This is a genomic window from Salirhabdus salicampi (assembly GCF_024259515.1).
GTDB classification, from domain to species: Bacteria; Bacillota; Bacilli; order Bacillales; family Alkalibacillaceae; genus Salirhabdus_A; species Salirhabdus_A salicampi.
This window is the reverse complement of record NZ_JANBWE010000002.1, coordinates 549927-575372: the sequence shown is the minus strand read 5'-3', so window position 1 is coordinate 575372 and position 25446 is coordinate 549927. Positions and strand designations below refer to the sequence as shown.

The following is a 25446-nucleotide window of genomic DNA, read 5'->3' as shown; positions in this document are numbered from 1 at the left end:
ATCAATATAATGGATGAACTTTTTAGGAGTGGTGATTTTGAAAGGACAAACATCATTTATATTAGCTATCGTCTTCGCCATCATCATTGCAATATTTGCCATTATTAATGTTGATGCAGTTCCAGTAAACTTTTTGTTTTATACGAGTCAATCTCCTTTAATTTTGGTGATTTTGTTTTCTGTGCTCATGGGGAGTATTGTAACGGCTGGATTTGGTGCGATGAAATTATACCGATTACAGAAGGATATTCGTCTTTTGCGTGCAGAGAACGAACAACTACGTGAACAAACAAAAGCAGAAGAACAAACGATACAGCCTGAAGAAAATACGGAAGAAGAGATAGAGAAAACGGGAACGACTGAAAAAGGAAAACAAGAAAATGAAATAAAAACAGCCGACGAAATGAAAGGTAAATGATTGTTTGCCACCCCTGATGACCTCTAGTATAATGAGTTCGTCAGGGGTGAATTTATGTTACGAAGTAAAGCAAATTGGCAACATAAACAATTAAAAGACGATCACATTGATATACAATTACCACTCTCAAATTTGACAAAAAAGCTTTTACTACAAAGAGGGATTGATAATACAGAGGACGCTAGAACCTTTTTAGCTCCAAATCTTAAGGATATGTATGATCCGTATTTATTCCCAGATATGAAAAAAGTTGTTGAACGTGTTCATCAAGCGATTGTACAAGGTGAAAACATCTTAATATTCGGTGACTATGACGCTGATGGGGTGACGTCAACAACTGTACTTGTTGATACATTAAGAAAGTTAGATGCTCTTGTAGACTATTATATCCCAAACCGGTTTACCGAAGGGTATGGACCAAATGAGGAAGCATTTAAACAAGCGAAACAGGCAGGTGTTTCGCTTATTATTACGGTAGATACAGGAATCGCTGCTGTGCATGAAGCAAAAGTAGCAAAACAATTAGGTATCGATTTAATTATTACAGATCACCATGAAGCACAGGAAGAATTGCCAGAAACATTTGGTACGATACATCCAAAGTTAGCAAATGATTATCCTTTTGATGAATTAGCCGGTGTCGGTGTCGCCTTTAAGTTGGCCCATGCCTTATTAGGAGAATTTCCGTACCATCTCCTTGATTTAGCTGCAATCGGTACGGTTGCTGATCTTGTACCTTTAAAATCAGAGAACCGTATTCTCGTTGCCCATGGTTTAAAAGCATTAACAAATACGAAGCGACCTGGATTAACAGCATTAAAAGAAATATGTAAAATTTCTGGAGACGTAACAGAGGAGCACATTGGCTTCGGAATTGGCCCCCGCTTAAATGCTGTCGGTAGGCTGCAAGATGCAACTCTCGCTGTTGAATTGTTATTAGAGCAAGACCTTGATTCTGCTAAGCACATTGCTGCAGAAGTTCAGTCATTAAATCAAAAGCGCCAAAAAATTGTGAGTGACATAACCGAAGAAGCTAGGGAAATGATAAAAACAAATTGTTATGACCAAGATTCTGTCATTGTACTTGCCAAAGAAGATTGGAATCCTGGTGTTTTAGGAATCGTAGCTTCGAAAATTGTAAACGAATTTCAGCGCCCAACCATTGTACTAGGAATAGATAAAGAGAAAGGTGAAGCAAAAGGTTCAGCTAGAAGTATTGAACGTTTTGATATGTTCGAAAATTGCATGGAATTACGTCACCTTTTCCTTCATTTTGGGGGTCACGCCCAAGCAGCAGGTATGACGCTCCGACTTGATCAAATAGAACAGTTGAGAGAGGAATTAAATACGCTAGCTGAGCAGAAACTTACAGCCAACGATTTCTTACCGATTATCTCAGTTGATATGAAAATTGATTTAACAGATATTACCGAACAAGCGATTCAAGAAGTTGGAAAACTCGGCCCGTTTGGTATGGGGAATCCAAAACCGATTTTTGAAGTGAGTGAAAGCCCTGATGATATTCGTCAAATTGGGGCTAAATCGGATCATCTTAAGTTTTTCTTTCAAAAGGATTCAACGACTGTTGATATTGTCGGGTTTGGGATGGGGGATCTAGCTCCACGTATAGCACCACAATCGAATGTTACAGCAGTTGGTGAGTTAAGCATTAACGAATGGAACGGCAAAAAACGTTTACAGATGATGCTAAAAGATGTAAAGATCGACCATTGGCAACTGTTTGATTACCGTGGTTCCAATCACTTGCATAAACAATTACACCACCTCTCCGCTGATGACTACATAGGATTGTATTTTCGTAGTCAAAATGTGTCGATAGGTGATGTACAATTATTGAGTAACCAAGAATGGGTCGCGACAGATATAGCAACATTATCAAAGTGTAAGGGTATACTAATATTAGACTTACCTGAACAAATTGAGGACTTGGAACAAGTATTACATCACTACTTCCCCGATGAAATATACGTATGTTTCAAACCGACTACCGATTCTTTCGGTCAATCTCCGAACCGTGAACATTTTAAGTGGTTCTATGGCTTTATGTTAAAACAAAAACAATTGAACTTAAATGTTCATCGTCAAAGGTTGATGAAAGCAAAAGGCTGGTCTTCGGAATTATTAGATTTTATTATAGAGGTGTTTTTAGAACTTCAATTTGTTAAAATGAATGATGGCGTTCTTCATATACATCCAAATCCGGAAAAGCGGGATTTAACAGAATCCAACGTGTATCAAAGAAAAATGAAGGAATTGACAGCGGAAAAGGAACTTTACTTTTCATCATATCGACAACTCAATGAATGGTTTGAACAATATAGATCCTTTACCGAAAATAAGGAGGAAGTTTTACATGGATTATAAGCAGTATATTACGGTAGTACCTGATTGGCCTAAAAAAGGGATTAAATTTAAAGACATTACAACATTGATGGACAATGGAAAGGCGTACAAGTCAGCGGTTGATGATATTGTTCAATATGCACGTGAAAAAGATGCAGAAATCGTAGTAGGACCTGAAGCAAGAGGCTTTATTGTAGGATGCCCTGTATCGTATGCGTTAGAAATTGGCTTTGCTCCAGTCCGTAAAGAGGGAAAGTTACCACGGGAAGTCATTAAAGTGGATTACGGATTAGAATACGGAAAAGATGTATTGACCATCCATAAAGATGCCATTAAGCCAGGCCAAAGAGTTTTAATTACAGATGATTTGCTTGCTACTGGTGGAACGATTGAAGCGACAATTAAATTAGTTGAAGATCTTGGTGGAATTGTCGTCGGATGCGCCTTTTTAATTGAATTAACATACCTTAATGGAAGAGAAAAGTTAGAAGGTTATGACGTATTAACACTTATGGAATATTAAGGGAATAAGTGAGTACTCTTGTCAAAAGAGTACTCTTTGTTTATTATCAGATTATTAGACTTTTTTTTCGAAGTTTCGTTATTTTTCGTTTACAATAAATAAATAATGATTAAAAATACCTATTGTTTTGTCAGACACAATGGATAGATATAAGGTGATTCCATGGCTAAAGAAAAAATTTTATCTGCTGAAGAGGTTATTGAAGAAGCGAAACAATACCTCTCAGGCAAAGACATAGAGTTAGTGCGTCGGGCATATGAATATGCGGAGCATGCTCATCGAACCCAGTACCGTAAATCTGGAGAGCCCTATATTATTCATCCGATTCAAGTGGCAGGCATTTTAATTGAGTTACGAATGGACCCTGCAACAGTAGCCTGTGGCTTCCTACACGACGTAGTGGAAGATACAGACTATACAATTGATGATTTGCGGGAAGCGTTCAGCGATGAAATCGCCATGCTTGTAGACGGTGTAACAAAGCTAGGAAAAATTAAATATAAATCAAAAGAAGCGCAACAGGCGGAGAACCACCGTAAAATGTTTGTTGCGATGGCGAAGGATATTCGGGTCATTTTAATTAAGTTGGCGGACAGATTACACAATATGCGTACATTAAAGCATTTACCTGCTGAAAAACAGCGGCGTATAGCGAATGAAACATTGGAAATCTTTTCACCGCTTGCTCATCGGTTAGGAATTTCGACCATTAAATGGGAACTGGAAGATACTGCGCTAAGATATTTAAACCCACAGCAGTATTATCGTATCGTAAACTTGATGAAGCAAAAGCGAAACGAACGGGAAAATTATTTAGATGATGTCATTGAGGAGATCAACAATGAACTAGGTAAAGTCAATATCGATGCTGATATTTCAGGCCGACCAAAACATCTTTATAGTATTTACCGAAAAATGGTTATGCAAAATAAACAGTTTAATGAGATTTATGACCTTTTAGCTGTCCGAGTTATTGTTAATAGCATTAAAGATTGTTATGCAGTATTAGGTATTATTCATACATGCTGGAAACCAATGCCGGGACGCTTTAAAGATTATATTGCAATGCCTAAGCCTAATTTATATCAGTCATTGCATACAACGGTAATTGGACCGATGGGAGACCCATTAGAAGTACAAATCCGTACGAAGGATATGCACGAAATCGCTGAGTACGGAATTGCGGCCCACTGGGCATATAAAGAAGGAAAACGAACAAATCAAAATCGTAAATCTTTCGAAGATAAGTTAACATGGTTCCGCGAAATACTAGAGTGGCAAAACGAGACACACGATGCGGAAGAGTTTATGGAATCGTTAAAAATGGATTTGTTTTCAGATATGGTATACGTCTTCACGCCAAAGGGAGACGTGATTGAACTTCCATCTGGATCTGTCCCGATTGATTTTGCTTACCGGATTCATACCGAAATCGGAAACAAGACAATTGGTGCGAAAATTAATGGCAAAATTGAACCGTTAGATTATCAATTAAGAACTGGTGATATTGTTGAAGTGATGACGTCTAAGCACTCTTATGGGCCTTCTCAAGACTGGATAAAAATGACGAAAACTTCACAGGCCAAAAATAAAATCAAACAGTTCTTTAAAAAGCAGCGACGTGATGAAAATATTGCAAAAGGAAAAGAACTCGTTGAAAAAGAAATTCGTAATTTCGGTATAAATCCGAAAGATATTTTAACGTCAGAAAATTTAGAAAGAGTTGCAGGTAAATTTAATTTTTCAAGTGATGAAGATATGTATGCAGCCGTCGGCTATCAAGGGATTACCGCTGCACAAATTGCTACTCGTTTAACAGAGAAGTACCGAGCGCGAAAGCAGAAAGAATTAGGGTTCGAACAAACACTTGAAGAAATGCAACAAGAAGTGGAAACGAAGAAGGTACGAAAAACAGATTCTGGCGTACAAGTTAAAGGGATTGATAATTTACTGATCCGAATTTCGAAATGTTGTAACCCCGTACCAGGAGACGAAATTGTAGGCTACATTACAAAAGGTCGTGGTGTATCTGTTCACCGTAAGGATTGTCCAAATGTAGTGAGTGAGAATGAGGAAGCACGGATATTACCAGTTGAGTGGGAAAGTAACGGCAAGGATGGTAAACAATTTAGTGTTGATATTGAAATATCAGGTTATGACCGTCACGGCTTGCTCAATGAAGTGCTCCAGGCGATTAATGAGACGAAAACGAGCATCACCGCTGTGACAGGGAAATCAGATCATAATCATATGGCAACCATTCATATTACAATACTCATTTTAAATATTAGTCATTTACGTAATATAGTTGAACGGATCAAGCAAATTCCAGATGTTTATACAGTGAGAAGAAAGATTCAATAAAGGAGTTTTATACATGCGTGCCGTTATACAGCGAGCATCTAAAGCACATGTTACGGTTGACGGTGAGGTAACAGGTGAAATTAATCAAGGTATAGTGATTCTTTTAGGTGTTACACATGAAGACGAAGAAAAGGATGCAAAATGGCTAGCTGATAAAATCGTTCATTTAAGAATTTTTGAGGACGAATCCGGGAAAATGAACCATTCACTTAAGGATGTTGGAGGACAAGCGTTATCTGTTTCTCAATTCACGTTATATGGTGATTGTCGCAAGGGCCGACGTCCAAATTTTATGGAGGCGGCTAAGCCGGAACCAGCTAACATCCTCTATGAGACGTTTAATCGTTTTATAGAGGATCACGGTATTCAAGTAAAAACAGGAGTTTTCGGAGCAATGATGGATGTTTCATTGGTAAATGATGGTCCAGTTACATTGCTTCTTGATACTAAAGATATATAGATAAAAGCATGTCTTTCTTTATTAAGAAAGACATGCTTTTTTTAATGGCGAAAATATTTGACCAGGCCATTTGTAATTCCATCTGTAATTTGATGTTGATAAGTACTTGATTGAACGAGTTCTTCTTCGGTTGCGTTGGATAAAAATCCTAATTCAAGTAAGAGTGATGGTTGCTTATTTTCCCTAATGACAAAGTAACTTTCCTGTAATGCTCCTCGATCACGAAGTGACGTCTCTTTAATCAATTCTTCCTGTACGTACTGTGCGAGTTCTTTATATTGACTATAGTAATAATAGGTGTGAATACCGCGAGCACTAGGGAACTCAGGTGCACTATTGTAATGGAGACTAATAAATAGATCTGCATTAACTAACTTTGCTGTACCTATACGTGGGTTTAAAGAAATAAAACGGTCGTCAGTCCTCGTCAATATCGTTGTTGCACCTAATTGATGTAATTTCTTTTGTAATAAAGTAGCAGTCTTCAAGACGACATCTTTTTCAGCTGTTCCAGAGACACCGAATGTGCCCGGATCATCTCCTCCATGACCCGGATCAATTACTATTGTTTTGTGTTGCAAGGGTAAAATGTTCTCTTTTTTTTCTAAAGGATTTTGTACAGAATGTTTATGTATATACCCTATCTCATCATTATATTCTATTTCATACCATTGTCCTGTTTTGTTTCGTACTAGATAGGAGTCTCCTTTTTCTCCGAACCCAATTATTTCATCGTCGTTTGAGGCACTCTTTCGAATCGGTACTGAATGAAATGTCACCTGAATGGTTTCTTCGATGTTATCACCATTTGTTACATGCCAGCTAGCAATCCATCCGGTTTCCCCGGTAGGGAGCTTTACTTCATACCAACTACCACTTTTCTTGAGGACTTCTAATGCTGTTCCTTTTGTTACTTGTTTGACAATGTCACTTGTAGATGTATTCTGTTCACGAACCATTACTTCGGTAGAGGAAACTGCTACTCTATAATCACTTTCTTCTAAAACGGAAATGTATTGTGCAGCAACCCATCCGGACAGTCCATTACCTGATATGTTCACCCATCCATCTGTTTGTTCAAGAACAGTAAAGACTTGTTCACTGTTCGCTTGACCTATAACGGAATAATCAGTTCCAGGTCCACTACGGATGTTTAATCCATCTACTTGAATGACTCCATTGTTTGCATAAATGTGATTAATTTGAGGAATTAAAGTTAATAATATAACGGTGATAAAGATGAATATATGCTTCAAAACGTAACCTCCGACAATTATTATTGATTGCTATCATTTTATCAAAAAACCGTACGTAACGTAACATTGGCACAATGGACAGGAGTGAAACTATGAGAATGAATGATAAACAACAAATGAATCATGAACGTAACAAAGATATTTTTCAAGTAAACTTTCACCATTTTATGAGCTCTGCCCACGATAGAACGGCAATGGAATTGGCTGAAGAATATGGGATTTCGCTTCGTGATGTAAAAAAGTTAAAGGAAAGATTGAATCGTTCTTGACATTTTGTTACGACAACATTATGATAATAATCAATTCAAAAATTCATACATACAACCTATGATGGAAAAAGTAGTTAAGCTCCACATGTAAAGAGAGGAAATGCCATAGGCTGAAAGTATTTCTACATGATGACTTAGCGAAAGACGTTCCTGAGGTTCCGGATCGAAATGGTGGACCCATAGTAGGTTCGGACGTTACAGACGTTATCTGTGTAAGAGGAAGCAAGAGATTGCTTCAATTAGGGTGGCAACGCGGGTAAAACCCGTCCCTTGTTTTTTAACAAGGGACGGGTTTTTTTATTTATATCGAACTAACCGTTTCAATATAGAAGGAGGAGCAAAGATGATTAAAGTCCCACGAGGTACTGAAGATATTTTACCAGAACAAACGAAAAAGTGGCAGTTCGTAGAGAAACAGCTAAAACAGTTGGCAAATGTATATCACTATGATGAAATACGAACGCCTATTTTCGAACAAACAGAATTGTTCCAACGTGGTGTTGGGGATACAACTGATATTGTACAAAAGGAGATGTACTCATTTACTGACCGAGGTGGTCGCAGTTTAACATTAAGGCCAGAAGGGACAGCTTCTGTCGTACGTTCTTACGTTCAGCACAAGATGTTTGGCTTACCAGGACAGCCTGTAAAACTTTTCTATTATGGCCCAATGTTTCGTTATGAACGGCCACAAAAAGGCCGAACAAGACAATTTGTCCAATTCGGAATTGAGGCAATCGGCAGTAATGACCCAGCTATTGACGCAGAAGTGATGGCATTTGCGCTTGATTGCTATAAAGTGTTAGGTCTTAAATCATTACGTCTCGTTTTAAACAGTTTAGGTGATAAGGAGAGCCGTGAAAACCACCGTCAAGCATTAATCCTGCACTTTGCTCCACACCGTGAAGAGTTATGTGGGGACTGTCAAACGAGACTAGAAAAAAATCCATTACGTGTATTAGATTGTAAAAAGGATAAAGACCATCCGGCGATGGCTACAGCGCCTTCTATTTTGGATCATCTGAATGACGAGTCTAAATCTTATTTTGAGAAAGTGAAAGCATACTTAGATCAAATGGGGATTGATTATGAAATTGATCCGAAATTAGTGCGTGGATTAGACTACTATAATCACACGGCCTTTGAAATTATGAGTGATGCGGAAGGATTTGGAGCTATTACTACATTATCTGGTGGTGGGCGATATAATGGCCTCGTTGAAGAGTTAGGCGGCCCAGAAACACCTGGTATCGGGTTTGCATGTAGTATCGAACGACTTTTACTAGCGTTAGAAGCAGAAGGGATTACTTTACCGGTAGAAGATGAGCTTGATTGTTACGTCGTTGCTATGGGAGAGGAAGCGAAAAAAGAAGCGACACGTATTATTTACAGCTTGCGTCATGCTGGTATTAGTTGTGATATTGACTATATGGGAAAAAAGATGAAAGCACAATTTAAAGCAGCCGATCGGTCGAAAGCAAAATTCGTCGCCATTTTAGGCGAAAATGAATTAGCGGCAGGTAGCATGAATATAAAGGACATGGCATTAGGGGAACAAGTCGATGTTCCACTAACAGAAATAGAATCACATTTAAAAACGAAATTGTATAGGGAGCGTAGTCATAATGAGTAAACGTGTGTATTGTGGAGTACTAACAGAAGAATATGTCGGAAAAGAAGTAACGATTAAAGGTTGGGTACAAAAACGTCGCGATTTAGGGGGGCTCATTTTCATTGACTTGCGTGACCGCTTTGGCACTGTCCAAGTTGTGTTTAACCCGTCCTTTAGTGAAGAGGCTCTAAAGACAGCGGAAAATGTACGAAATGAATATGTTGTACAAATTACCGGGAAAGTTGTAAAACGGGACGAATCGACTGTGAACGAAAAGATGGCCACAGGAACGATTGAAGTGGAGGCACAAGACATAGTCATCATTAATAAAAGTGAAACCCCTCCTTTTATGATTCAAGATAACACAGATATATCAGAGGAAGTTCGTTTGAAGTACCGCTACCTTGATTTGCGCAGAGAATCAATGCAAAAAACATTTAAATTACGTCATGATACGACACAGGCAATTCGCCAATTTTTAAACGAGGAAGACTTTTTAGAATTAGAGACACCGATGTTAACGAAAAGTACTCCAGAAGGTGCCCGTGATTACTTAGTACCGAGCCGGGTGCATCCCGGAGAATTTTATGCTCTTCCCCAATCACCTCAGCTGTTCAAACAGTTATTGATGGTGTCCGGGTTTGAAAAGTATTATCAAATTGCTCGCTGCTTCCGAGATGAAGACTTACGTGCTGATCGCCAGCCTGAGTTTACACAAATTGATATTGAAACATCCTTTATGTCCAAGGAAGATATTATTGAGATGGTAGAACGTATGATGAAACGTGTCATGAAGGAAGTAAAGGGTCTCGATGTAGAAACTCCATTTCCACGAATGGAATATGAAGAGGCAATGGAACGATATGGCTCAGATAAGCCTGATACTCGTTTTGATATGGAACTGACGACGCTGTCCAATCTTGTTCGCAATTCAGACTTTAAAGTATTTAGTGGTGCGGTTCAATCTGGTGGCAAAGTGAGCGGGATTAATGTAAAAGGGAAAGCGGATGCTTTTTCACGTAAGGATATTGATCAGCTAACAGATTTTGTAAAAGTATATGGAGCAAAAGGCTTGGCATGGTTAAAAGCAGACGAAACGTCCTTAACAGGTCCTATTGCAAAGTTCTTAACGGAAGAAGAAGTAAACGGGATTAAAGAAGCGATGAACGTAGAGAATGGTGATTTACTTCTGTTTGTTGCCGACAAAACAACGGTTGTATATGAGAGTTTAGGGGCATTACGCTTAAAATTGGGTAAAGAGCTACAACTTATCGATGAGAGCAAATTTAACTTTTTATGGGTTACAGACTGGCCATTATTTGAGTATGATGAAGAGCTAGGAAGATATTTTGCAGCCCACCACCCGTTTACTATGCCGGCTAACGGAGACCTGGAAGCGTTAGAACAAAACCCTGGTGAAGCAAAGGCTGAAGCTTATGACCTCGTTTTAAACGGGTATGAGTTAGGTGGGGGTTCCTTACGTATTTACCAAAAAGAAATGCAGGAGAAAATGTTTGAAGCGTTAGGATTTTCAAAAGAGGATGCAGTTGCGGAGTTTGGCTTCTTAATGGAAGCTTTAGAATACGGAGCGCCGCCACATGGTGGAATTGCATTGGGCTTTGACCGATTAATCATGTTACTTGCCGGTAGAAGTAATTTACGAGACACCATCTTGTTCCCAAAAACAGCTTCAGCTTCTGACTTATTAACAAATGCTCCATCTACAGTAAGCAGTGAACAGTTACAAGAACTACATTTAGATGTAAAAATGAACGAAGATTAGAAAAAAATTCCATGAAAGATTGCCTTGAAACAATAGCTTGATATATGCTATTATTCAATTACACAAAAGATATTGAAGCCAATCCTGATGTGTTCGTCAGTCCACATAGTTTTGACCGAACAAGTACGTTAAAGGGAGCTCAACGTTTCTATGTGGAATACAAGCCTCCAAGTATAGCGTGGAAGTATGAATCATAGAACAGGGCACCCACCTGCCGAGAGCGGGTTCAAAACGTAAGGATGACGGCACGATTGGGATTGCATACATATGTAAAAAAGCCTTGGATAGTAATATCCAAGGCTTTTTTATTTTACTCTTTAAAAATAGGCTTTCACAATTCAACTTATCGTGCCACTTGTTGTAAGTTTCCGTTCTTTTCTAAGCGAAAGGATTTTCCACCCATTTGGTCTTGGTCATCGAATACGACCATTTTTCTTGCACGGTCCATTATTTCCATCAATACTTGATAGTCTTCTTGTACAGTTTCGTATTGTTTTTCTAATTTAGCTAGCTTTTGTTCCAGCTCTTCTTTTTCCTCTTGTAGTCTTCTGTTCTCTTCTTCCAATGTATCTACTTGATTTTTTGTCAATGAAGTAGACTGGTAATCCTGCTTAACGTTTTGTAAAAACATAATCACATCATCTAAAGAAGAAATAGAACTATTTGCCGCCTCCATTGGAACACTGGAAGTAGATGGTGCCGTTGTAGCAGTAGTGCTAGCAGTAGTGCTAGCAGGCATTCGTTGTGCGCGAATGGCTCCTTTATCTACTTTCTGTTGCTGTGCAAGCGCACGTTTCTTCTCTTTTCGTTGGCGTTTCGCAATATCAATTGCTTTCTCGTACCGTTTCCGTACCTCGGCATTCCAGCGAAAACCACAAGCTGCTGCTGTTCTATTTAGTTTATCGCCGACTTCTTCAAAAGCTCTTAACTGGGTACTTCCTTCGCGAATATGACGTAATACCGTTTCGGCTAACAATAGATCATCTTCATGTGACCACGCGTCTTGTCTAACTTTTGCCAATATCTTTCACTCCTCTTTTCTTTTATATAAAAACTAATAGTTTTCCATTGTTTGTTAATATCTTGTTCAAAAAAAGAGGAGTTTATACTAGTTTTTCTGTTGTTTTATAATGTTTTCGTAAACTTTTTTTAGTGCAGCCTCAAATTTGCCTGTATCCTTCGGTTGATAGTACGTTTTATGTTTAATAGAATTCGGTAAGTATTGTTGTTTTACCCAACCTTGTTCATAATTATGCGGATATAAATAATCAATCCCCCGTCCAATCTCGTTTGCCCCTTTATAATGTGCATCTTTCAAATGCATCGGAATATCACCACTTTTGCCACTGCGAATATCTTGTAAAGCCTCATCTAACGCTTTATAAGCGGTATTAGATTTTGGTGATAAACAAAGCTCTACGACAGCAACTGATAATGGTATTCTCGCTTCAGGAAAACCTACCCGTTCAGCCGCTTCCACGGCCGCTAACGCCCGTGGACCTGCCTGAGGGTTCGCAAGTCCGATATCCTCATATGCACAAACAACCATCCGTCGTGCAATACTATCCAAATCCCCTGCTTCAATAAGTCGCCCTAAATAGTGTAATGCTGCGTTTACGTCACTACCACGAATCGACTTTTGAAAAGCGGATAATACATCGTAATGAGCATCTCCCCCTTTATCATGAGAAAAGCTTTTCTTTTGCATGCATTCTTCAGCGGTTGCTAAGTCGATGTGGATGATGCCATTTTGATCAGACTTCGTTGAAATGACGGCTAATTCAAGACCGTTAAGAGCGGAACGCATATCACCATTTGATGCAAACGCAAAATGATTGAGTGCATCATCGGTGATTTGTACGTTACCATCCCCTAACCCTTTCTTATCATCTTGTAAAGCGTATAATAATCCTTGTTTGATATCTTCTCCGTCAAGCTTATGAAGTTCAAATAGATGACATCTGCTGCGAATGGCCGGATTAATAGAATGGTACGGATTGCTTGTTGTGCAACCAATCAAAGTGATTAAATTGCGTTCCAAATGGGGAAGAAGAAAATCTTGTTTTGCTTTATCCAGCCTGTGTACCTCATCTAATATTAGAACCATTTGTCCTGAAAATTTTGCTTCTTCTACAACAATTTCCATATCTTTCTTTTTATCTACTACTGCATTTAACATTTTATATGGAAGGTTTAAACTTTTCGCGATGGCCATGGCCATACTCGTTTTTCCAGTTCCAGGAGGGCCGAATAAAATCATAGAAGCTAACCGATTTGCTTCTACCATCCTTCGAATCATTTTTCCTTGTCCAACTAAATGTTTCTGCCCGATAATTTCGTCTATATTTTGTGGTCTCATTGCATAAGCTAAAGGTTTTGTATTCATTAAGGGATCGCTCCTTTATACCGTGTCTGTCATTAGCGTACTTCTGAAGTGTTTAAAATGCAAGGGACAGTCTATTCATGCTATAATAGCTAAGGTTTAGATAATAGAGAGGGATAGACATATGGAAACAAAAGGTATACAGTGGTGCTTTTTTGTCGTTGGACTTATGATATTAGCATTTGGCATAGCACTTACGATAGAAGCAAGAGAATTAGGCATTAGTCCGTGGGATGTTCTTCATTACGGTTTATATATGAATTTTGGCCTTACGGTCGGATCGTGGAGTATTATTGTTGGAATGATTATCGTAACTTTTACATGTATTGTGACGAAATCAGGTCCACAAATTGGTACAATATTAAATATGGTATTTATCGGCTTATTTATTGATTTATTTTTGCTTTTATTGCCAACTCCATCGTCGCTTTGGGTTATGGCACCAATGTTTATTATAGGAGTAGCGTTTTCTGCTTTAGGTATAGGCGTATATGTTGCATCTGGTTTAGGGGCAGGTCCGAGAGACGGTTTAATGCTATATTTAACAAAAAAGACAGGGTGGAAAGTTCAATGGGTACGAAATGTCATTGAAGTTAACATTTTAATTTTAGGTTGGATGCTAGGTGGACCCGTAGGTATTGGAACACTCTTAATAGCACTATTGCTTGGGAATTTTATAGGATATTCATTACCGTTAACGAAAAATTTCATGACTTTTTTGATAAATAGGGGGATGAATGGTGAAAATTTCTACAAAGGGTAGATACGGATTAACAATAATGATTGCATTAGCAAGGAAACATGGGGAAGATCCAATATCATTAAAATCGATTGCACGGGAGTATGATTTATCCGAACATTATTTGGAGCAATTAATCGCTCCCCTGCGAAACGCTCGGTTAGTTAGAAGTGTACGAGGAGCACATGGTGGTTATTTATTAACAAAGTTACCAGGGGAGATTACTGCCGGTGATGTTATTCGGGTTTTGGAAGGACCCATTCAACCAGTTGAAGGGATTGAGGATGAGGAGCCTGCTAAAAGGGAATTGTGGATTCGAATTCGAGATGCGGTTAAGGAAGTACTTGATACAACAACCCTTGAAGATTTAGCTCAACATCATGATGACGAATATGAACAAGATGGTTATATGTTCTATATTTAAAAAAGGAGGATGCCCAACATTGGAACCAATATACTTAGATCACGCAGCGACGACACCTGTTCACCCAGCCGTTGTAGAAGAAATGGTTCCCGTTTTACAAGAAACGTTTGGGAACCCATCTAGTGTGCACTTCTTCGGTCGAAAGGCACGCAAAGTACTCGATGATGCTAGAAGAGTAATGGCGAAAAGCATTGGAGCAAATGAAAAGGAAATTACTTTTACGAGCGGTGGAACAGAAGCTGATAACATTGCTTTGATGGGTACCGCATTAAAATATCAACATAAAGGGAAACATATTATTACAACTGAAATCGAACATCATGCTATATTACACACGGCTGAGTATTTAGAGAAGCAAGGTTTTGATGTCACATATTTGCCAGTTGATGAAAATGGACGTGTTTCGGTAGAGCAGGTTCAATCACACCTACGTGAAGATACGATTCTCGTCTCGATTATGTACGTGAATAACGAAGTGGGTACCATTCAACCTATACAAGAAATTGGGCAGATTTTAGAAGAGCATCAAGCCTATTTTCATACAGATGCTGTGCAAGCCTATGGAACCCTTCCGATTGACGTTGAAAAGCTTAAAGTAGATCTACTGACAACGGCTGCACATAAAATATATGGTCCAAAAGGAATTGGATTTTTATATGTGCGAGAAGGTGTAATGATTGAGTCGTTGCAGCATGGTGGTGAACAGGAGCGAAAGCGACGAGCTGGAACAGAAAATACAGCAGCTGCCAAAGGCTTTCAAAAAGCCGTTGAGTTAATAATTGAACATCGTGAGAAGCGTAATGAGAAAAATAAAAGACGTAAGCAACTTTTTATTGACACATTACGTGAAGAAGGGGTGTCTTTTACGGTTAATGGTGACGAACAAACAACTGTTAATGGAATTATAAATATTAGCTTCCCAGGTACGAATGTTGAAGGAATGTTAACGAACCTTGATTTAGCAGGTATTGCTGCGTCGAGTGGATCGGCATGTACAGCTGGTTCTGTTGAACCATCACATGTATTGTCGGCAATGTTCGGTTCAAGCGATGACCGAACTACAAATTCAATTCGGTTTAGCTTTGGTCGTTCTAATGAAGAGGAACACATTATTGAAAGTGCAAAGAAAGTTTCACAAATCGTGAAACGTTTAACATCATAAGAGGTGATGAACATGAAAGAACGAAAAGATACAAGAGTGGTTGTCGGGATGTCAGGCGGCGTGGACTCTTCAGTAGCAGCATTATTACTAAAACAACAAGGTTATGATGTTGTCGGCATCTTTATGAAAAACTGGGACGATACTGACGAAAATGGTGTTTGTACTGCTACAGAGGACTTTGAAGATGTTGTGCGTGTCTGCAACCAGTTAGACATCCCTTACTACTCCGTAAACTTCGAAAAACAATATTGGGATAAAGTATTTACGTATTTTCTTGAGGAATATAAAGCAGGAAGAACGCCAAACCCAGATGTTATGTGTAACAAAGAAATTAAATTTAAGGCCTTTTTAGATCATGCAATGTCCCTGGGGGCAGACTACTTAGCTACTGGCCATTATGCTCGTGTCGAGCAACAAGGTGACGATTATTTTATGCTCCGTGGTGTTGATGAAAATAAGGATCAAACATACTTCTTAAATCAACTGCCAGTTGACATTTTATCAAAAGTAATGTTTCCGCTAGGTAGCTATAATAAAAAGGAAATTCGTGAAATTGCGAAAGAACACGACCTAGCAACAGCGACAAAGAAAGATTCAACCGGTATTTGTTTTATCGGCGAGCGTAATTTTAAGGAATTTTTAAGTGAGTATCTACCAGCACAGCCAGGTAAGATGAAAACGTTGGACGGAGAAGAGAAAGGGAACCATGATGGTCTGATGTATTATACAATCGGTCAACGCCATGGTCTGGGAATTGGTGGAGCTGGAGACCCTTGGTTTGTAGTCGGAAAGAATTTAACGGAAAATGTTTTATATGTAGCCCAAGGATATGAAAATGAATCCCTATATTCTGACTCTTTAGAAGCAACAAAGGTGAATTGGTTAACGAAAGATTTACCGGTAGACTCATTCGAATGTACGGCTAAATTCCGTTATCGTCAAAAAGATAGTAAAGTAACGGTCTATCCGTTAGAAAATGGTGATGTTCATGTGCAATTTCACCAAGCAGAACGTGCGATTACCCCTGGACAAGCGGTTGTCTTTTATGACGGTGATATGTGTCTTGGCGGAGCAACAATCGATAAGGTGATAAAGGCGGATCAACCATTAGAATATTTAGCATAGGAAGCTCCCTGACTCATGTGAGTTAGGGTTTCTTACTGTAAGGAGGCAATAAAAAATGGACAAAATTCAAAAAGGGATAGAGTATATGCAAGAACAGAAGTTTGAAGAGGCAGCGAAGGCGTTCACTGAAGCAATTGAGGAAAATCCGAATGACCCGCTAGGCTATGTGAACTTCGGAAACTTACTCGTGCATATAAAGGATTATGAGCGAGGGGAACGGTTTTACAAAAAGGCGATTGAACTTGATGAAAAGATTGGTACAGCACATTACGGGTTAGGAAATATATATTATGATTTAGAAGAATACGAAAAAGCTCAACAGTCCTTTCAAAATGCGATGCAAGCCGGCTTGGAACAAGGGGACGTATATTTCATGCTTGGTATGACCTTCGTCCATCAAGAAGTACCAAAACTTGCCTTACCTTATCTGCAAAGAGCAGTAGAGTTGAACGACAAGGATATCGATGCAAAGTTCCAGTATGGTCTAGCATTAGCGAACACAGGCCAAATTGATCTTATGATGGAAGTCATGGAGGAAGTCCTGCAATTAGAGAGAGAACATAGTGATGCATGGTACAATTTAGGTGTGGCTTATTTATATAAAGATCAATACGATAAGGCGCTACATTGCTTTGAAACGGCCTTAGATATTCAACCTGATCATTTATTAGCTTCACATGGAAAACAAAAGGTAGAAGAGTTTAGAGACCAATAAAAAGGAGTAACGGCAATGGAAGATTTCGAAAAGGAAAAGATAGATCGAACGTATGTAAAAGGTGAACTCGTACGAAACATCTTTCATAATGCAGACGAAAAATTCTCCATTGCCCTGATTTTCGTATTAGAGACAAATGATGAATTAGAATCGGATGAAATTGTTGTGAAGGGATATTTCCCTCCCCTTGAACAAAATCAAGATTATATTTTTTATGGGGATATGGAACAACATGCAAAGTTTGGAAGACAATTGAATGTCTTTACATATACAAAAGACATTCCTGAAACAAAGGATAGTCTCGTTCGTTATTTATCTAGTGACCTATTCTATGGAGTCGGAAAAAGAACCGCGGAAAACATTGTAGCCACTTTAGGGGAAAAGGCCATTGATTTGATTTTAAAAGATCAATCTGTACTTGAGCATGTCCCGAATTTTCCGAAAGGGAAGATGGAAGGTTTTGTGCAAGCATTACGGGCAAATCAAGGGTTTGAACGTATTGTTATGGCATTGGCGGAGTACGGAATAGGTCTGCAAATGGCCCAAAAGTTGTTTGAAGTTTATCAAGGGAATGTTATCAATCAGTTGGAAGATAACCCGTATCGATTTGTGTTTGATATAGAAGGCTTCGGTTTTCGTAGAGCAGATGAAATAGCGAAAGCAATCGGTATTCCCCCGGATCATCCTGATCGTATTCAAGCGGGTTGCTTACACATCTTAACAAAGCAATCCCAACAGGGAGATGTATACGTACAATTTGAAACCATGTTCGGTCAAATAAAACAATTATTGAACGAGTCCGATCAGCCGCTAACCAATGAGGTTATTCAAGAAAAGGTGACAATGCTAGCCGAAGAAAAGTTATTAATCATCGAAAATGACCGTGTGTATATTCCATCCTTATACTATGCTGAAGTCGGGTTAAGTCAACAATTAAAACGATTAATCGACTTACCGGTGGATTACCAATATACAGAAGCAGATATTTTGAAGACCATTGGTGAGATAGAAGAAGTGGAAGAACTAAGCTATGGTCAAGAACAGTACGAGGCTATTGAACAAGCCCTTCAATCAAAAGTGATGATTTTAACAGGTGGCCCAGGTACTGGTAAAACGACCGTAATTAAAGGGATTATCAATGCTTTTTTTCAATTAAATGAGATTCCTGTTGATGAACATAAAGATGAAGATAGAGTGATATTATGTGCACCTACTGGAAGAGCTGCAAAACGAATGAGCGAGGCGACTGGGCAACCAGCCCAAACGATTCACCGCCTTTTAGGATGGACAGGCCAACAAGACTTCGAATTTGATCAACACCAACAGTTGAAGGGAAGATTCATCATTATTGATGAGTTTTCTATGGTTGATGTTTGGTTAGCGAACCAATTGTTTCGGGCTATTCCAAATGATATGCAAGTTTTATTAGTTGGGGATGAAGATCAATTACCATCCGTAGGACCCGGACAAGTTTTATCAGATTTATTATCAACAGAAAAAATTCCATTTTGTCGCCTACAGGAAATTTATCGACAAAAAGAAGGATCTCGTATTATTGAACTAGCCCATGAAATGAAACGGGGGAAAATTGACCAAGAGTCGTTGAAAAAAGGAGATGACTTTTCTTTTATCCCTTGCTCCACTTCAAATGTAATCCCACTCATTGTCGACATCGTAAAAAAGGGGGTTGACAAAGGGTATACTGTTAAGGATATTCAAGTGTTAGCCCCGATGTACCGTACAGAAGTAGGAATTAATTCTTTAAATGATGCATTGCAACAGTTGTTAAACCCAAAGACGGAAAAAAAACGGGAAATTCAAACTAAAGATGTCGCCTATCGAACGGGTGATAAAGTGATCCAATTAGTTAATCAACCTGAAAAAGGTGTGTTTAATGGAGATATTGGAGAAATTTGCGCCATATTCAAAGCAAAAGAAACGACAGAAAAAACGGAACAAATTGTGATTGAGTTCGATGGGAAGGAAGTAACATATGCAAGATCAGACTTGAATCAAATTATGCACGCATATTGTATTTCAATTCATAAATCACAAGGTAGTGAATTTCCGATTGTCATTATGCCTGTCGTCTCCGATTATAGAAGGATGTTAAAGAAAAACTTACTATATACGGCAGTGACGAGAAGTAAACGTTCATTAATTATTTGTGGGGATGAAAGAGCTTTTATACATGGATCAGAGATTGAGGATATTAATATTCGAAATACATCACTCATAGAGCGTTTGCAGTCAGTGTTTCTTCTTGATGAACCGACAGAAGATACAGATGAGTCCGTTTCCCCTTATGATTTTATGTAATACTAGAAAACATTCATGTAAGTATAGATTGGCAATGATTGGGCAATAATATAGCTAGCATTTCATAAAGGAGTTAGCGCTATGCAATGTCCAAATTGCCAAGGAAAAAATTTAGGGAAAATCGGTCATCAACAATTTTATTGCTGGAACTGTTTAATAGAACTAGCTGTTGTTAACGGAAAGATAAACGTCCACGAAGTAGAAGAAGATGGTTCTTTATCATCATTAGATGATTTATTTAATGAGGAAGATTTAACAGCCCAATGGTGACCTTTATGATTTCGCTTAAAACAAATTTATCATGAAGGGGTAGACAGCGGTATGCTGTCTTTTTCTATTAGGGGGGAAATCGAATTTGAACGATCGGCAAAAAAGATTATTGTTTTGGCTTATCGTTAGTTTAATTGTTTCCGTACTAGTGTTTTTAGTAGTGAAGACGTATCCGTTCTATAAAGAAATTATTGTATTTACATTTAAGATTTTAACGCCATTTGTTATTGCAGCCTTCTTTGCGTATTTGTTACATCCGTTAGTAGAGTGGTTGCATAAGCATATGATGCCAAGATGGGCTGCTATATTACTTATTTACTTTGGGGTTTTTGGAGGAGCGATGTACGGCTTGTACAAAGCCTATCCGGTATTTGTACAACAGTTAAAGGAGTTAACAAAAAACATTCCAGCATTAATGGAGACTTTCCAAGGTTGGATTTACAACTTATATCTATCTACTTCAGATTTACCTGAGGAATTTCACGACCGATTAGATGAAATCTTTTTACAAATGGAAGACTTTATCGCCTCTTTATTAACGAATGTCATTTCCTCCTTAACGGGTATTACCGATGTATTCATTATTTTAGCTGTCATACCTGTTATAGTATTTTACGTACTAAAAGATTACTATCGTTTTAAATCGGCGATTGTCATGGTAATCCCTGAAAGAAATAAAGAACGACTGCAAACGTATGCGAATGATTTAAATAAAAGTTTAGGAGGATATTTAAGGGGGCAACTACTTGTTTGCTTATTCGTCGGCGTCATATCTAGTTTACTCCTATGGGCCATCCGGATGAAGTATCCTCTATTGCTTGGAACATTCATGGGTGTTACGAATATTATCCCTTATTTTGGCCCTGTATTAGGGGCAGTTCCTGCTGTGATTATCGCCTTTACCATTTCAGTTCAAAAGGTGTTATATGTAGTGATCGTAGTGTTTGTTGTACAGTTAATCGAAAGCAACTTACTTTCACCTTATATTGTAGGAAGGTCTTTACATGTACATCCTATCTTCATTATTTTAGCCTTATTAATCGGAGGCGAAGCATTTGGTATCATCGGCATGATCTTAGCCGTTCCCTTATTAACAATCGGTAAAGTATTTATGGATCATACGTTGATGATGACTAGAATGAAAGAAGGATGGAAAAATGGGGAAAAGTAAGGGGGAAAACATTGACATATTGGTTCCAGTTATCTATAATAGCGGCATGTAAAGGATTGAACACGTTGAAGGATTGAGTACACGTCAGACCATCTTATGATACATATGTATCTTAGAGAGGAATTTCCTTGGCTGAAAGAAATTCTAGATGAAGGGTCGTGGAAAGCTAGTCTGGAGTGCGGTTAATACCCGCCGGCTTCGCACCGTTATAGCGACTTGAGGTGATGGATCACGTGATCTATAACCAGGGTGGTACCGCGGAAATAACCCGTCCCTGCTTTTAGCAAGGGCGGTTTTTTTATGCTTTTATCATATTAGTTTATGAAGGAGGAAACGTTAATGGATAAAACATTAACTTCAGCACAAGTTCGTCAAATGTTTTTAGATTTCTTTCAGGAAAAAGGACATCGGGTAGAACCTAGTGCATCATTAGTTCCAAATGATGACCCAACATTGCTTTGGATTAACAGTGGAGTGGCAACGTTGAAGAAGTACTTTGATGGACGTGTCGTTCCTGATAACCCACGAATTGTAAATGCTCAAAAATCAATTCGTACAAATGATATTGAGAACGTTGGGAAAACTGCAAGGCACCATACATTTTTTGAGATGTTAGGGAACTTTTCCATTGGTGAGTATTTCAAAGAAGAAGCTATCGTGTGGGCATGGGAATTTTTAACGAGTGACAAGTGGATTGGCTTTGACCCAGAAAAGCTTTCTGTTACTGTCCACCCTGAAGATGAAGAGGCCTATGATTTATGGTTAACGAAAGTAGGAATCCCGAAAGAACGTATTATACGTATTGAAGAGAATTTTTGGGATATAGGTGAAGGGCCAAGTGGACCGAATTCGGAAATTTTTTACGACCGTGGCGAAGCATATGGCAATGATCCAAATGACCCTGAGCTTTATCCTGGTGGAGAAAATGAGCGTTATTTGGAAATTTGGAACCTAGTGTTCTCTCAATTTAACCATAACCCTGATGATACTTATACCCCGCTTCCGAAGCAAAATATTGATACAGGTATGGGGCTTGAGCGAATGGTGTCAGTTATTCAAGATACGAAGACAAATTTTGAAACTGACCTATTCCTTCCAATTATAAAACATACGGAAAAAATAGCAGGGGTTTTCTATGGTGAGAATGAAGAGCATGATGTTGCGTTTAAAGTCATTGCGGACCATGTTCGTACAGTAACGTTTGCAATAGGAGATGGTGCACTTCCGTCTAACGAAGGACGTGGATATGTATTAAGACGTTTGCTGCGTCGTGCGGTTCGTTATGCGAAACAACTTGGCATTGAAAAGCCATTTATGTACCAGCTCGTAGAAGATGTTGCCACAATTATGTATGATTTCTACCCAGAGGTTCAAAAGAAACAATCTTTTATTGAGAACGTCATCAAAACGGAAGAGGAACGTTTTCATGAAACATTAAATGAAGGATTGTCTATTTTAAAATCTGTTATCCAAAAGGAAACGGATAAAGGTAGTAATGTATTTCCAGGAGAAGAAGTATTCCGTTTATACGATACGTATGGTTTTCCTAAGGAACTAACAGAAGAGTATGTAGAAGAAGCAGGGTTTACCATTGACGAAGATGGCTTTGAACGTGAAATGGCAAATCAACGGGAACGTGCCCGTCAAGCTCGCCAAAAAGTTGATTCCATGCAAGTTCAAGATGGTGTACTTGGAGAGATTGACGTAGAAAGTGAATTCATCGGTTATGATCAATTACAAACTTCGGCAAAAGTGCTGGAGTTAATTAAAGACAAGCAGTTTGCATCAGAGGCAAGTGCAGGGGATGAAGTGTATATTGTCTTAGATCAAACACCGTTTTATGCTGAAAGTGGTGGACAAATTGCAGACACCGGTACATTAAAAACTGACCATGGTGTTGTAACAATCGAACATGTTCAAAAAGCTCCAAATGGGCAAAACTTACACTTCGCTAAAGTAACAGAAGGCGTTCTACGTAAAGAAGAAACAGTTAAAGCTACTGTTGATCAAGATACACGACTTAACATCGTAAAAAACCATACGGCAACACATTTGCTCCATCAAGTACTAAAAGATGTATTAGGTGAGCATGTAAACCAAGCAGGTTCATTAGTAGCAGCTGATCGCTTACGCTTCGATTTTTCACACTTTGGTTCGATTAGTGAAGAAGAATTAGAGCAAATTGAACAAAAAGTGAACGAAAAAATTTGGGAATCTATTGTTGTAAACACCGGGCTTCATTCCTTCAAAGAAGCAAAAGAGATGGGGGCTATGGCTCTATTTGGTGAAAAATATGGTGATGTTGTACGGGTTGTTTCTGTAGGGGATTACAGTATTGAGCTATGTGGTGGTTGTCACGTGCAAAACACTGCCGAAATTGGAATGTTTAAAATTGTTGCCGAATCAGGGATTGGAGCGGGTACACGCCGCATTGAGGCAGTAACAGGTAAAAGTGCTTATGAATGGACATTGAGTCGTGAGCAGTTGTTACATTCTGCTGCACAGTTATTGAAAGTCCGTAAAGAACAGGTGCCAAACCGAATTGAAGGTCTCTTTAGTGAATTAAAAACATTGGAACGGGAAAATGAATCCTTAACAGCAAAACTATCGAACATGGAAGCAAAAGGGATTTTGGATAAAGTTGAAACGATTAACGGTGTGACTTTATTAGCAGCCCGTGTTGATGTAGCAGATATGAATGGTTTACGCAATATGGTGGATGATATAAAACAACAGTTAGGTAGCGGAATCGTTCTATTAGGTACAAGCAGCAATGGAAAAGTACAATTAGCGGCTGGAGTTTCAAAAGATTTAATCGATCAAGGTTTCCATGCAGGAAAACTTATTAAAGAAGCTGCTTCCCGTTGTGGTGGCGGTGGCGGCGGCCGTCCGGACATGGCCCAAGCAGGTGGGAAAAACCCAGAACAGTTAGACGAAGCTGTCCAATATGCAAAAGAATATGTCCAAACAGTTTTATCATAGCTGTTAAACATATATAATGGTGATAGAGGAATATGTTCCCAGTTAAAGAAGGAGTGTCGCCAATGAACTTTAATGATCAAACGATGAAATTTAATTTTTCGGACGAACCAATTGAGCGTAATGTAGAAGATATACTATTATCTGTTCACTACGCTTTAAAAGAAAAAGGGTATAATCCAATTAATCAAATTGTTGGTTACCTTCTTTCCGGTGATCCTGCTTACATTCCTCGGCATAGAGACGCTAGAAACTTAATACGTAAAATTGAGCGTGATGAATTAATCGAAGAACTTGTGAAATTTTATTTAGATAAGCATAATGAGGCGAAAAAATGAAAATATTAGGACTAGACGTCGGTACAAAAACTATCGGTGTAGCATTAAGTGACGCCTTAGGTTGGACAGCCCAAGGGGTGAAAACGATACAATGGACTGAAGGCCAATTTGACAACATAAAGGAAGAATTAGCGAACATTATTCGTGAAAACGACGTAGGAAAAGTAGTAGTCGGACTTCCGAAAAATATGAATGGTACAATTGGCGAACGAGGGGAAGCATGTATTCATTTTGCTGATAAAATGAAGGAAAACTTTGATATACCGGTTGAACTTTGGGATGAACGTCTAACTACAATGGCTGCAGAACGAGTTTTGATAGATGCTGATGTTAGTCGAGCAAAACGAAAGAAAGTCATTGATAAAATGGCGGCGGTATTTATCTTACAAAGTTTTCTTGATGCAAACCAAAAATAAGGAGGAAAACAATGGCTATAGAAGACAGAGAACGCATTATTATTCCAGATGAGTCTGGAGAAGAACATTTATTTGAGGTCCTATTTACATTTGATGTTGATGATACGGACGATTCCTACATGGTAGTAGTACCGGTGGAGCAACTGGAAGCGGATGAACAGGAAGTATTTGCTTTCCGTTTTGAAGAAAAAGAAGACGATGATTTAACATTGTATCAAGTAGAATCTGACCAAGAGTGGGAAATGATTGAAGAGATGCTCAATACATTTGAAGCAGGCGAATTAGAATAAAACATTGATGCCAAAAGGGCTACTCCGGAAGATACGGAGTAGTCTTCTTATTTATATTGAAAAGGA

At 38.6% G+C, this 25446-nt stretch carries 23 protein-coding genes, 1 other RNA gene and 1 other annotated feature; of the genes, 21 read left to right on the top strand and 3 right to left on the bottom strand.

The window, feature by feature from the left end; translation table 11 throughout:
* Nucleotides 1–37: 37 nt before the first annotated feature.
* From NLW78_RS09045 to dtd, 5 genes are all read left to right on the top strand, one after another.
* On the top strand, nt 38–418 hold the full coding sequence (locus NLW78_RS09045; protein WP_254496721.1) for a LapA family protein: 381 nt from the start codon (nt 38–40) through the stop codon (nt 416–418).
* Nucleotides 419–472: 54 nt separating this feature from the next.
* Nucleotides 473–2803: a single-stranded-DNA-specific exonuclease RecJ gene (recJ, locus tag NLW78_RS09040; RefSeq protein WP_254496720.1), complete on the top strand. Its 2331-nt coding sequence runs from the start codon at nt 473–475 to the stop codon at nt 2801–2803.
* The gene (locus NLW78_RS09035; RefSeq protein ID WP_254496719.1) at nt 2793–3305 is read left to right on the top strand and encodes an adenine phosphoribosyltransferase; all 513 of its coding nucleotides are present in this window, start codon (nt 2793–2795) and stop codon (nt 3303–3305) included. The genes recJ and NLW78_RS09035 overlap by 11 nt, the downstream gene beginning before the upstream one ends.
* 162 nt (nt 3306–3467) lie before the next feature.
* Nucleotides 3468–5669 carry a RelA/SpoT family protein gene (locus NLW78_RS09030; RefSeq protein ID WP_254496718.1) on the top strand — a complete coding sequence of 734 codons (2202 nt, stop codon included), beginning with the start codon at nt 3468–3470 and terminating at the stop codon, nt 5667–5669.
* Between the two features lie 13 nt (nt 5670–5682).
* Nucleotides 5683–6129: a D-aminoacyl-tRNA deacylase gene (gene dtd, locus NLW78_RS09025; protein ID WP_254496717.1), complete on the top strand. Its 447-nt coding sequence runs from the start codon at nt 5683–5685 to the stop codon at nt 6127–6129.
* 41 nt (nt 6130–6170) lie between these two features.
* Here dtd and NLW78_RS09020 read toward each other — a convergent pair whose 3' ends face one another.
* Nucleotides 6171–7385, bottom strand: coding sequence for an N-acetylmuramoyl-L-alanine amidase family protein (locus NLW78_RS09020; RefSeq protein WP_254496716.1), 1215 nt, complete (start codon nt 7383–7385; stop codon nt 6171–6173).
* A gap of 92 nt (nt 7386–7477) precedes the next feature.
* Here NLW78_RS09020 and NLW78_RS09015 point away from each other — a divergent pair, with 92 nt between their 5' ends.
* The 4 genes from NLW78_RS09015 to ssrS all read left to right on the top strand — a co-directional run bounded on the left by NLW78_RS09015 (nt 7478) and on the right by ssrS (nt 11311).
* A complete protein-coding gene (locus NLW78_RS09015; RefSeq protein WP_254496973.1) occupies nt 7478–7654 on the top strand; it encodes a hypothetical protein in 177 nt (58 codons plus the stop codon).
* 49 nt (nt 7655–7703) lie between these two features.
* Nucleotides 7704–7928, top strand: a binding site (T-box leader).
* Nucleotides 7929–7997: 69 nt separating this feature from the next.
* Nucleotides 7998–9287 (top strand): histidine--tRNA ligase, encoded by a 1290-nt coding sequence (gene hisS / locus NLW78_RS09010; protein ID WP_254496715.1) that lies wholly within the window; start codon nt 7998–8000, stop codon nt 9285–9287.
* A complete protein-coding gene (gene aspS / locus NLW78_RS09005; RefSeq protein ID WP_254496714.1) occupies nt 9280–11049 on the top strand; it encodes an aspartate--tRNA ligase in 1770 nt (589 codons plus the stop codon). The genes hisS and aspS overlap by 8 nt, the downstream gene beginning before the upstream one ends.
* Before the next feature lie 78 nt (nt 11050–11127).
* Nucleotides 11128–11311, top strand: a non-coding RNA gene (gene ssrS / locus NLW78_RS09000) — 6S RNA.
* A gap of 81 nt (nt 11312–11392) precedes the next feature.
* Here the strand turns inward: ssrS and NLW78_RS08995 are convergent.
* Complete coding sequence (locus NLW78_RS08995; protein ID WP_254496713.1) at nt 11393–12070, bottom strand: RsfA family transcriptional regulator; 678 nt, start codon at nt 12068–12070, stop codon at nt 11393–11395.
* An 87-nt stretch (nt 12071–12157) separates the two neighbouring features.
* Entirely contained in the window at nt 12158–13435 is a 1278-nt protein-coding gene (locus NLW78_RS08990; protein ID WP_254496712.1) for a replication-associated recombination protein A, read from the bottom strand.
* Nucleotides 13436–13556: 121 nt separating this feature from the next.
* On the opposite strand from NLW78_RS08990, the gene NLW78_RS08985 reads away from it, so the two are divergent.
* From NLW78_RS08985 to NLW78_RS08930, 12 genes are all read left to right on the top strand, one after another.
* Nucleotides 13557–14195 (top strand): YczE/YyaS/YitT family protein, encoded by a 639-nt coding sequence (locus tag NLW78_RS08985; RefSeq protein ID WP_254496711.1) that lies wholly within the window; start codon nt 13557–13559, stop codon nt 14193–14195.
* A complete protein-coding gene (gene cymR / locus NLW78_RS08980; RefSeq protein ID WP_254496710.1) occupies nt 14173–14595 on the top strand; it encodes a cysteine metabolism transcriptional regulator CymR in 423 nt (140 codons plus the stop codon). Before NLW78_RS08985 ends, cymR begins: the two co-directional genes overlap by 23 nt.
* A gap of 19 nt (nt 14596–14614) precedes the next feature.
* On the top strand, nt 14615–15757 hold the full coding sequence (locus NLW78_RS08975; protein ID WP_254496709.1) for a cysteine desulfurase family protein: 1143 nt from the start codon (nt 14615–14617) through the stop codon (nt 15755–15757).
* Nucleotides 15758–15769: 12 nt separating this feature from the next.
* Complete coding sequence (gene mnmA, locus NLW78_RS08970) at nt 15770–16882, top strand: tRNA 2-thiouridine(34) synthase MnmA (RefSeq protein ID WP_254496708.1); 1113 nt, start codon at nt 15770–15772, stop codon at nt 16880–16882.
* Nucleotides 16883–16937: 55 nt separating this feature from the next.
* The gene (locus tag NLW78_RS08965) at nt 16938–17597 is read left to right on the top strand and encodes a tetratricopeptide repeat protein (protein ID WP_254496707.1); all 660 of its coding nucleotides are present in this window, start codon (nt 16938–16940) and stop codon (nt 17595–17597) included.
* Nucleotides 17598–17612: 15 nt separating this feature from the next.
* A complete protein-coding gene (gene recD2 / locus NLW78_RS08960) occupies nt 17613–19916 on the top strand; it encodes an SF1B family DNA helicase RecD2 (RefSeq protein ID WP_254496706.1) in 2304 nt (767 codons plus the stop codon).
* 81 nt (nt 19917–19997) lie between these two features.
* A complete protein-coding gene (locus tag NLW78_RS08955) occupies nt 19998–20186 on the top strand; it encodes a YrzR-like zinc ribbon domain (RefSeq protein ID WP_254496705.1) in 189 nt (62 codons plus the stop codon).
* An 85-nt stretch (nt 20187–20271) separates the two neighbouring features.
* A complete protein-coding gene (locus NLW78_RS08950; RefSeq protein ID WP_254496704.1) occupies nt 20272–21357 on the top strand; it encodes an AI-2E family transporter in 1086 nt (361 codons plus the stop codon).
* A 339-nt stretch (nt 21358–21696) separates the two neighbouring features.
* The gene (gene alaS / locus NLW78_RS08945; RefSeq protein ID WP_254496703.1) at nt 21697–24339 is read left to right on the top strand and encodes an alanine--tRNA ligase; all 2643 of its coding nucleotides are present in this window, start codon (nt 21697–21699) and stop codon (nt 24337–24339) included.
* Between the two features lie 62 nt (nt 24340–24401).
* Nucleotides 24402–24674, top strand: a complete 273-nt coding sequence (locus NLW78_RS08940; RefSeq protein WP_254496702.1) for an IreB family regulatory phosphoprotein — start codon at nt 24402–24404, stop codon at nt 24672–24674.
* Complete coding sequence (gene ruvX, locus NLW78_RS08935; RefSeq protein ID WP_254496701.1) at nt 24671–25090, top strand: Holliday junction resolvase RuvX; 420 nt, start codon at nt 24671–24673, stop codon at nt 25088–25090. Before NLW78_RS08940 ends, ruvX begins: the two co-directional genes overlap by 4 nt.
* Nucleotides 25091–25101: 11 nt before the next feature.
* On the top strand, nt 25102–25380 hold the full coding sequence (locus NLW78_RS08930; RefSeq protein ID WP_254496700.1) for a DUF1292 domain-containing protein: 279 nt from the start codon (nt 25102–25104) through the stop codon (nt 25378–25380).
* Nucleotides 25381–25446 lie beyond the last annotated feature (66 nt).

What these genes read in the sequence shown, in the direction of transcription:
- NLW78_RS08985 (WP_254496711.1), top strand. Translation starts at nt 13,557, where the DNA reads ATGGAAACAAAAGGTATACAGTGGTGCTTTTTTGTCGTTGGACTTATG.
- hisS (WP_254496715.1), top strand. Translation starts at nt 7,998, where the DNA reads ATGATTAAAGTCCCACGAGGTACTGAAGATATTTTACCAGAACAAACG.
- ruvX (WP_254496701.1), top strand. Translation starts at nt 24,671, where the DNA reads ATGAAAATATTAGGACTAGACGTCGGTACAAAAACTATCGGTGTAGCA.
- NLW78_RS09035 (WP_254496719.1), top strand. Translation starts at nt 2,793, where the DNA reads ATGGATTATAAGCAGTATATTACGGTAGTACCTGATTGGCCTAAAAAA.
- alaS (WP_254496703.1), top strand. Translation starts at nt 21,697, where the DNA reads ATGGATAAAACATTAACTTCAGCACAAGTTCGTCAAATGTTTTTAGAT.
- NLW78_RS08955 (WP_254496705.1), top strand. Translation starts at nt 19,998, where the DNA reads ATGCAATGTCCAAATTGCCAAGGAAAAAATTTAGGGAAAATCGGTCAT.
- mnmA (WP_254496708.1), top strand. Translation starts at nt 15,770, where the DNA reads ATGAAAGAACGAAAAGATACAAGAGTGGTTGTCGGGATGTCAGGCGGC.
- NLW78_RS08990 (WP_254496712.1), bottom strand. Translation starts at nt 13,435, where the DNA reads ATGAATACAAAACCTTTAGCTTATGCAATGAGACCACAAAATATAGAC.
- NLW78_RS08965 (WP_254496707.1), top strand. Translation starts at nt 16,938, where the DNA reads ATGGACAAAATTCAAAAAGGGATAGAGTATATGCAAGAACAGAAGTTT.
- NLW78_RS08940 (WP_254496702.1), top strand. Translation starts at nt 24,402, where the DNA reads ATGAACTTTAATGATCAAACGATGAAATTTAATTTTTCGGACGAACCA.
- recD2 (WP_254496706.1), top strand. Translation starts at nt 17,613, where the DNA reads ATGGAAGATTTCGAAAAGGAAAAGATAGATCGAACGTATGTAAAAGGT.
- dtd (WP_254496717.1), top strand. Translation starts at nt 5,683, where the DNA reads ATGCGTGCCGTTATACAGCGAGCATCTAAAGCACATGTTACGGTTGAC.
- NLW78_RS08930 (WP_254496700.1), top strand. Translation starts at nt 25,102, where the DNA reads ATGGCTATAGAAGACAGAGAACGCATTATTATTCCAGATGAGTCTGGA.
- NLW78_RS09030 (WP_254496718.1), top strand. Translation starts at nt 3,468, where the DNA reads ATGGCTAAAGAAAAAATTTTATCTGCTGAAGAGGTTATTGAAGAAGCG.
- recJ (WP_254496720.1), top strand. Translation starts at nt 473, where the DNA reads ATGTTACGAAGTAAAGCAAATTGGCAACATAAACAATTAAAAGACGAT.
- NLW78_RS09015 (WP_254496973.1), top strand. Translation starts at nt 7,478, where the DNA reads ATGAGAATGAATGATAAACAACAAATGAATCATGAACGTAACAAAGAT.
- aspS (WP_254496714.1), top strand. Translation starts at nt 9,280, where the DNA reads ATGAGTAAACGTGTGTATTGTGGAGTACTAACAGAAGAATATGTCGGA.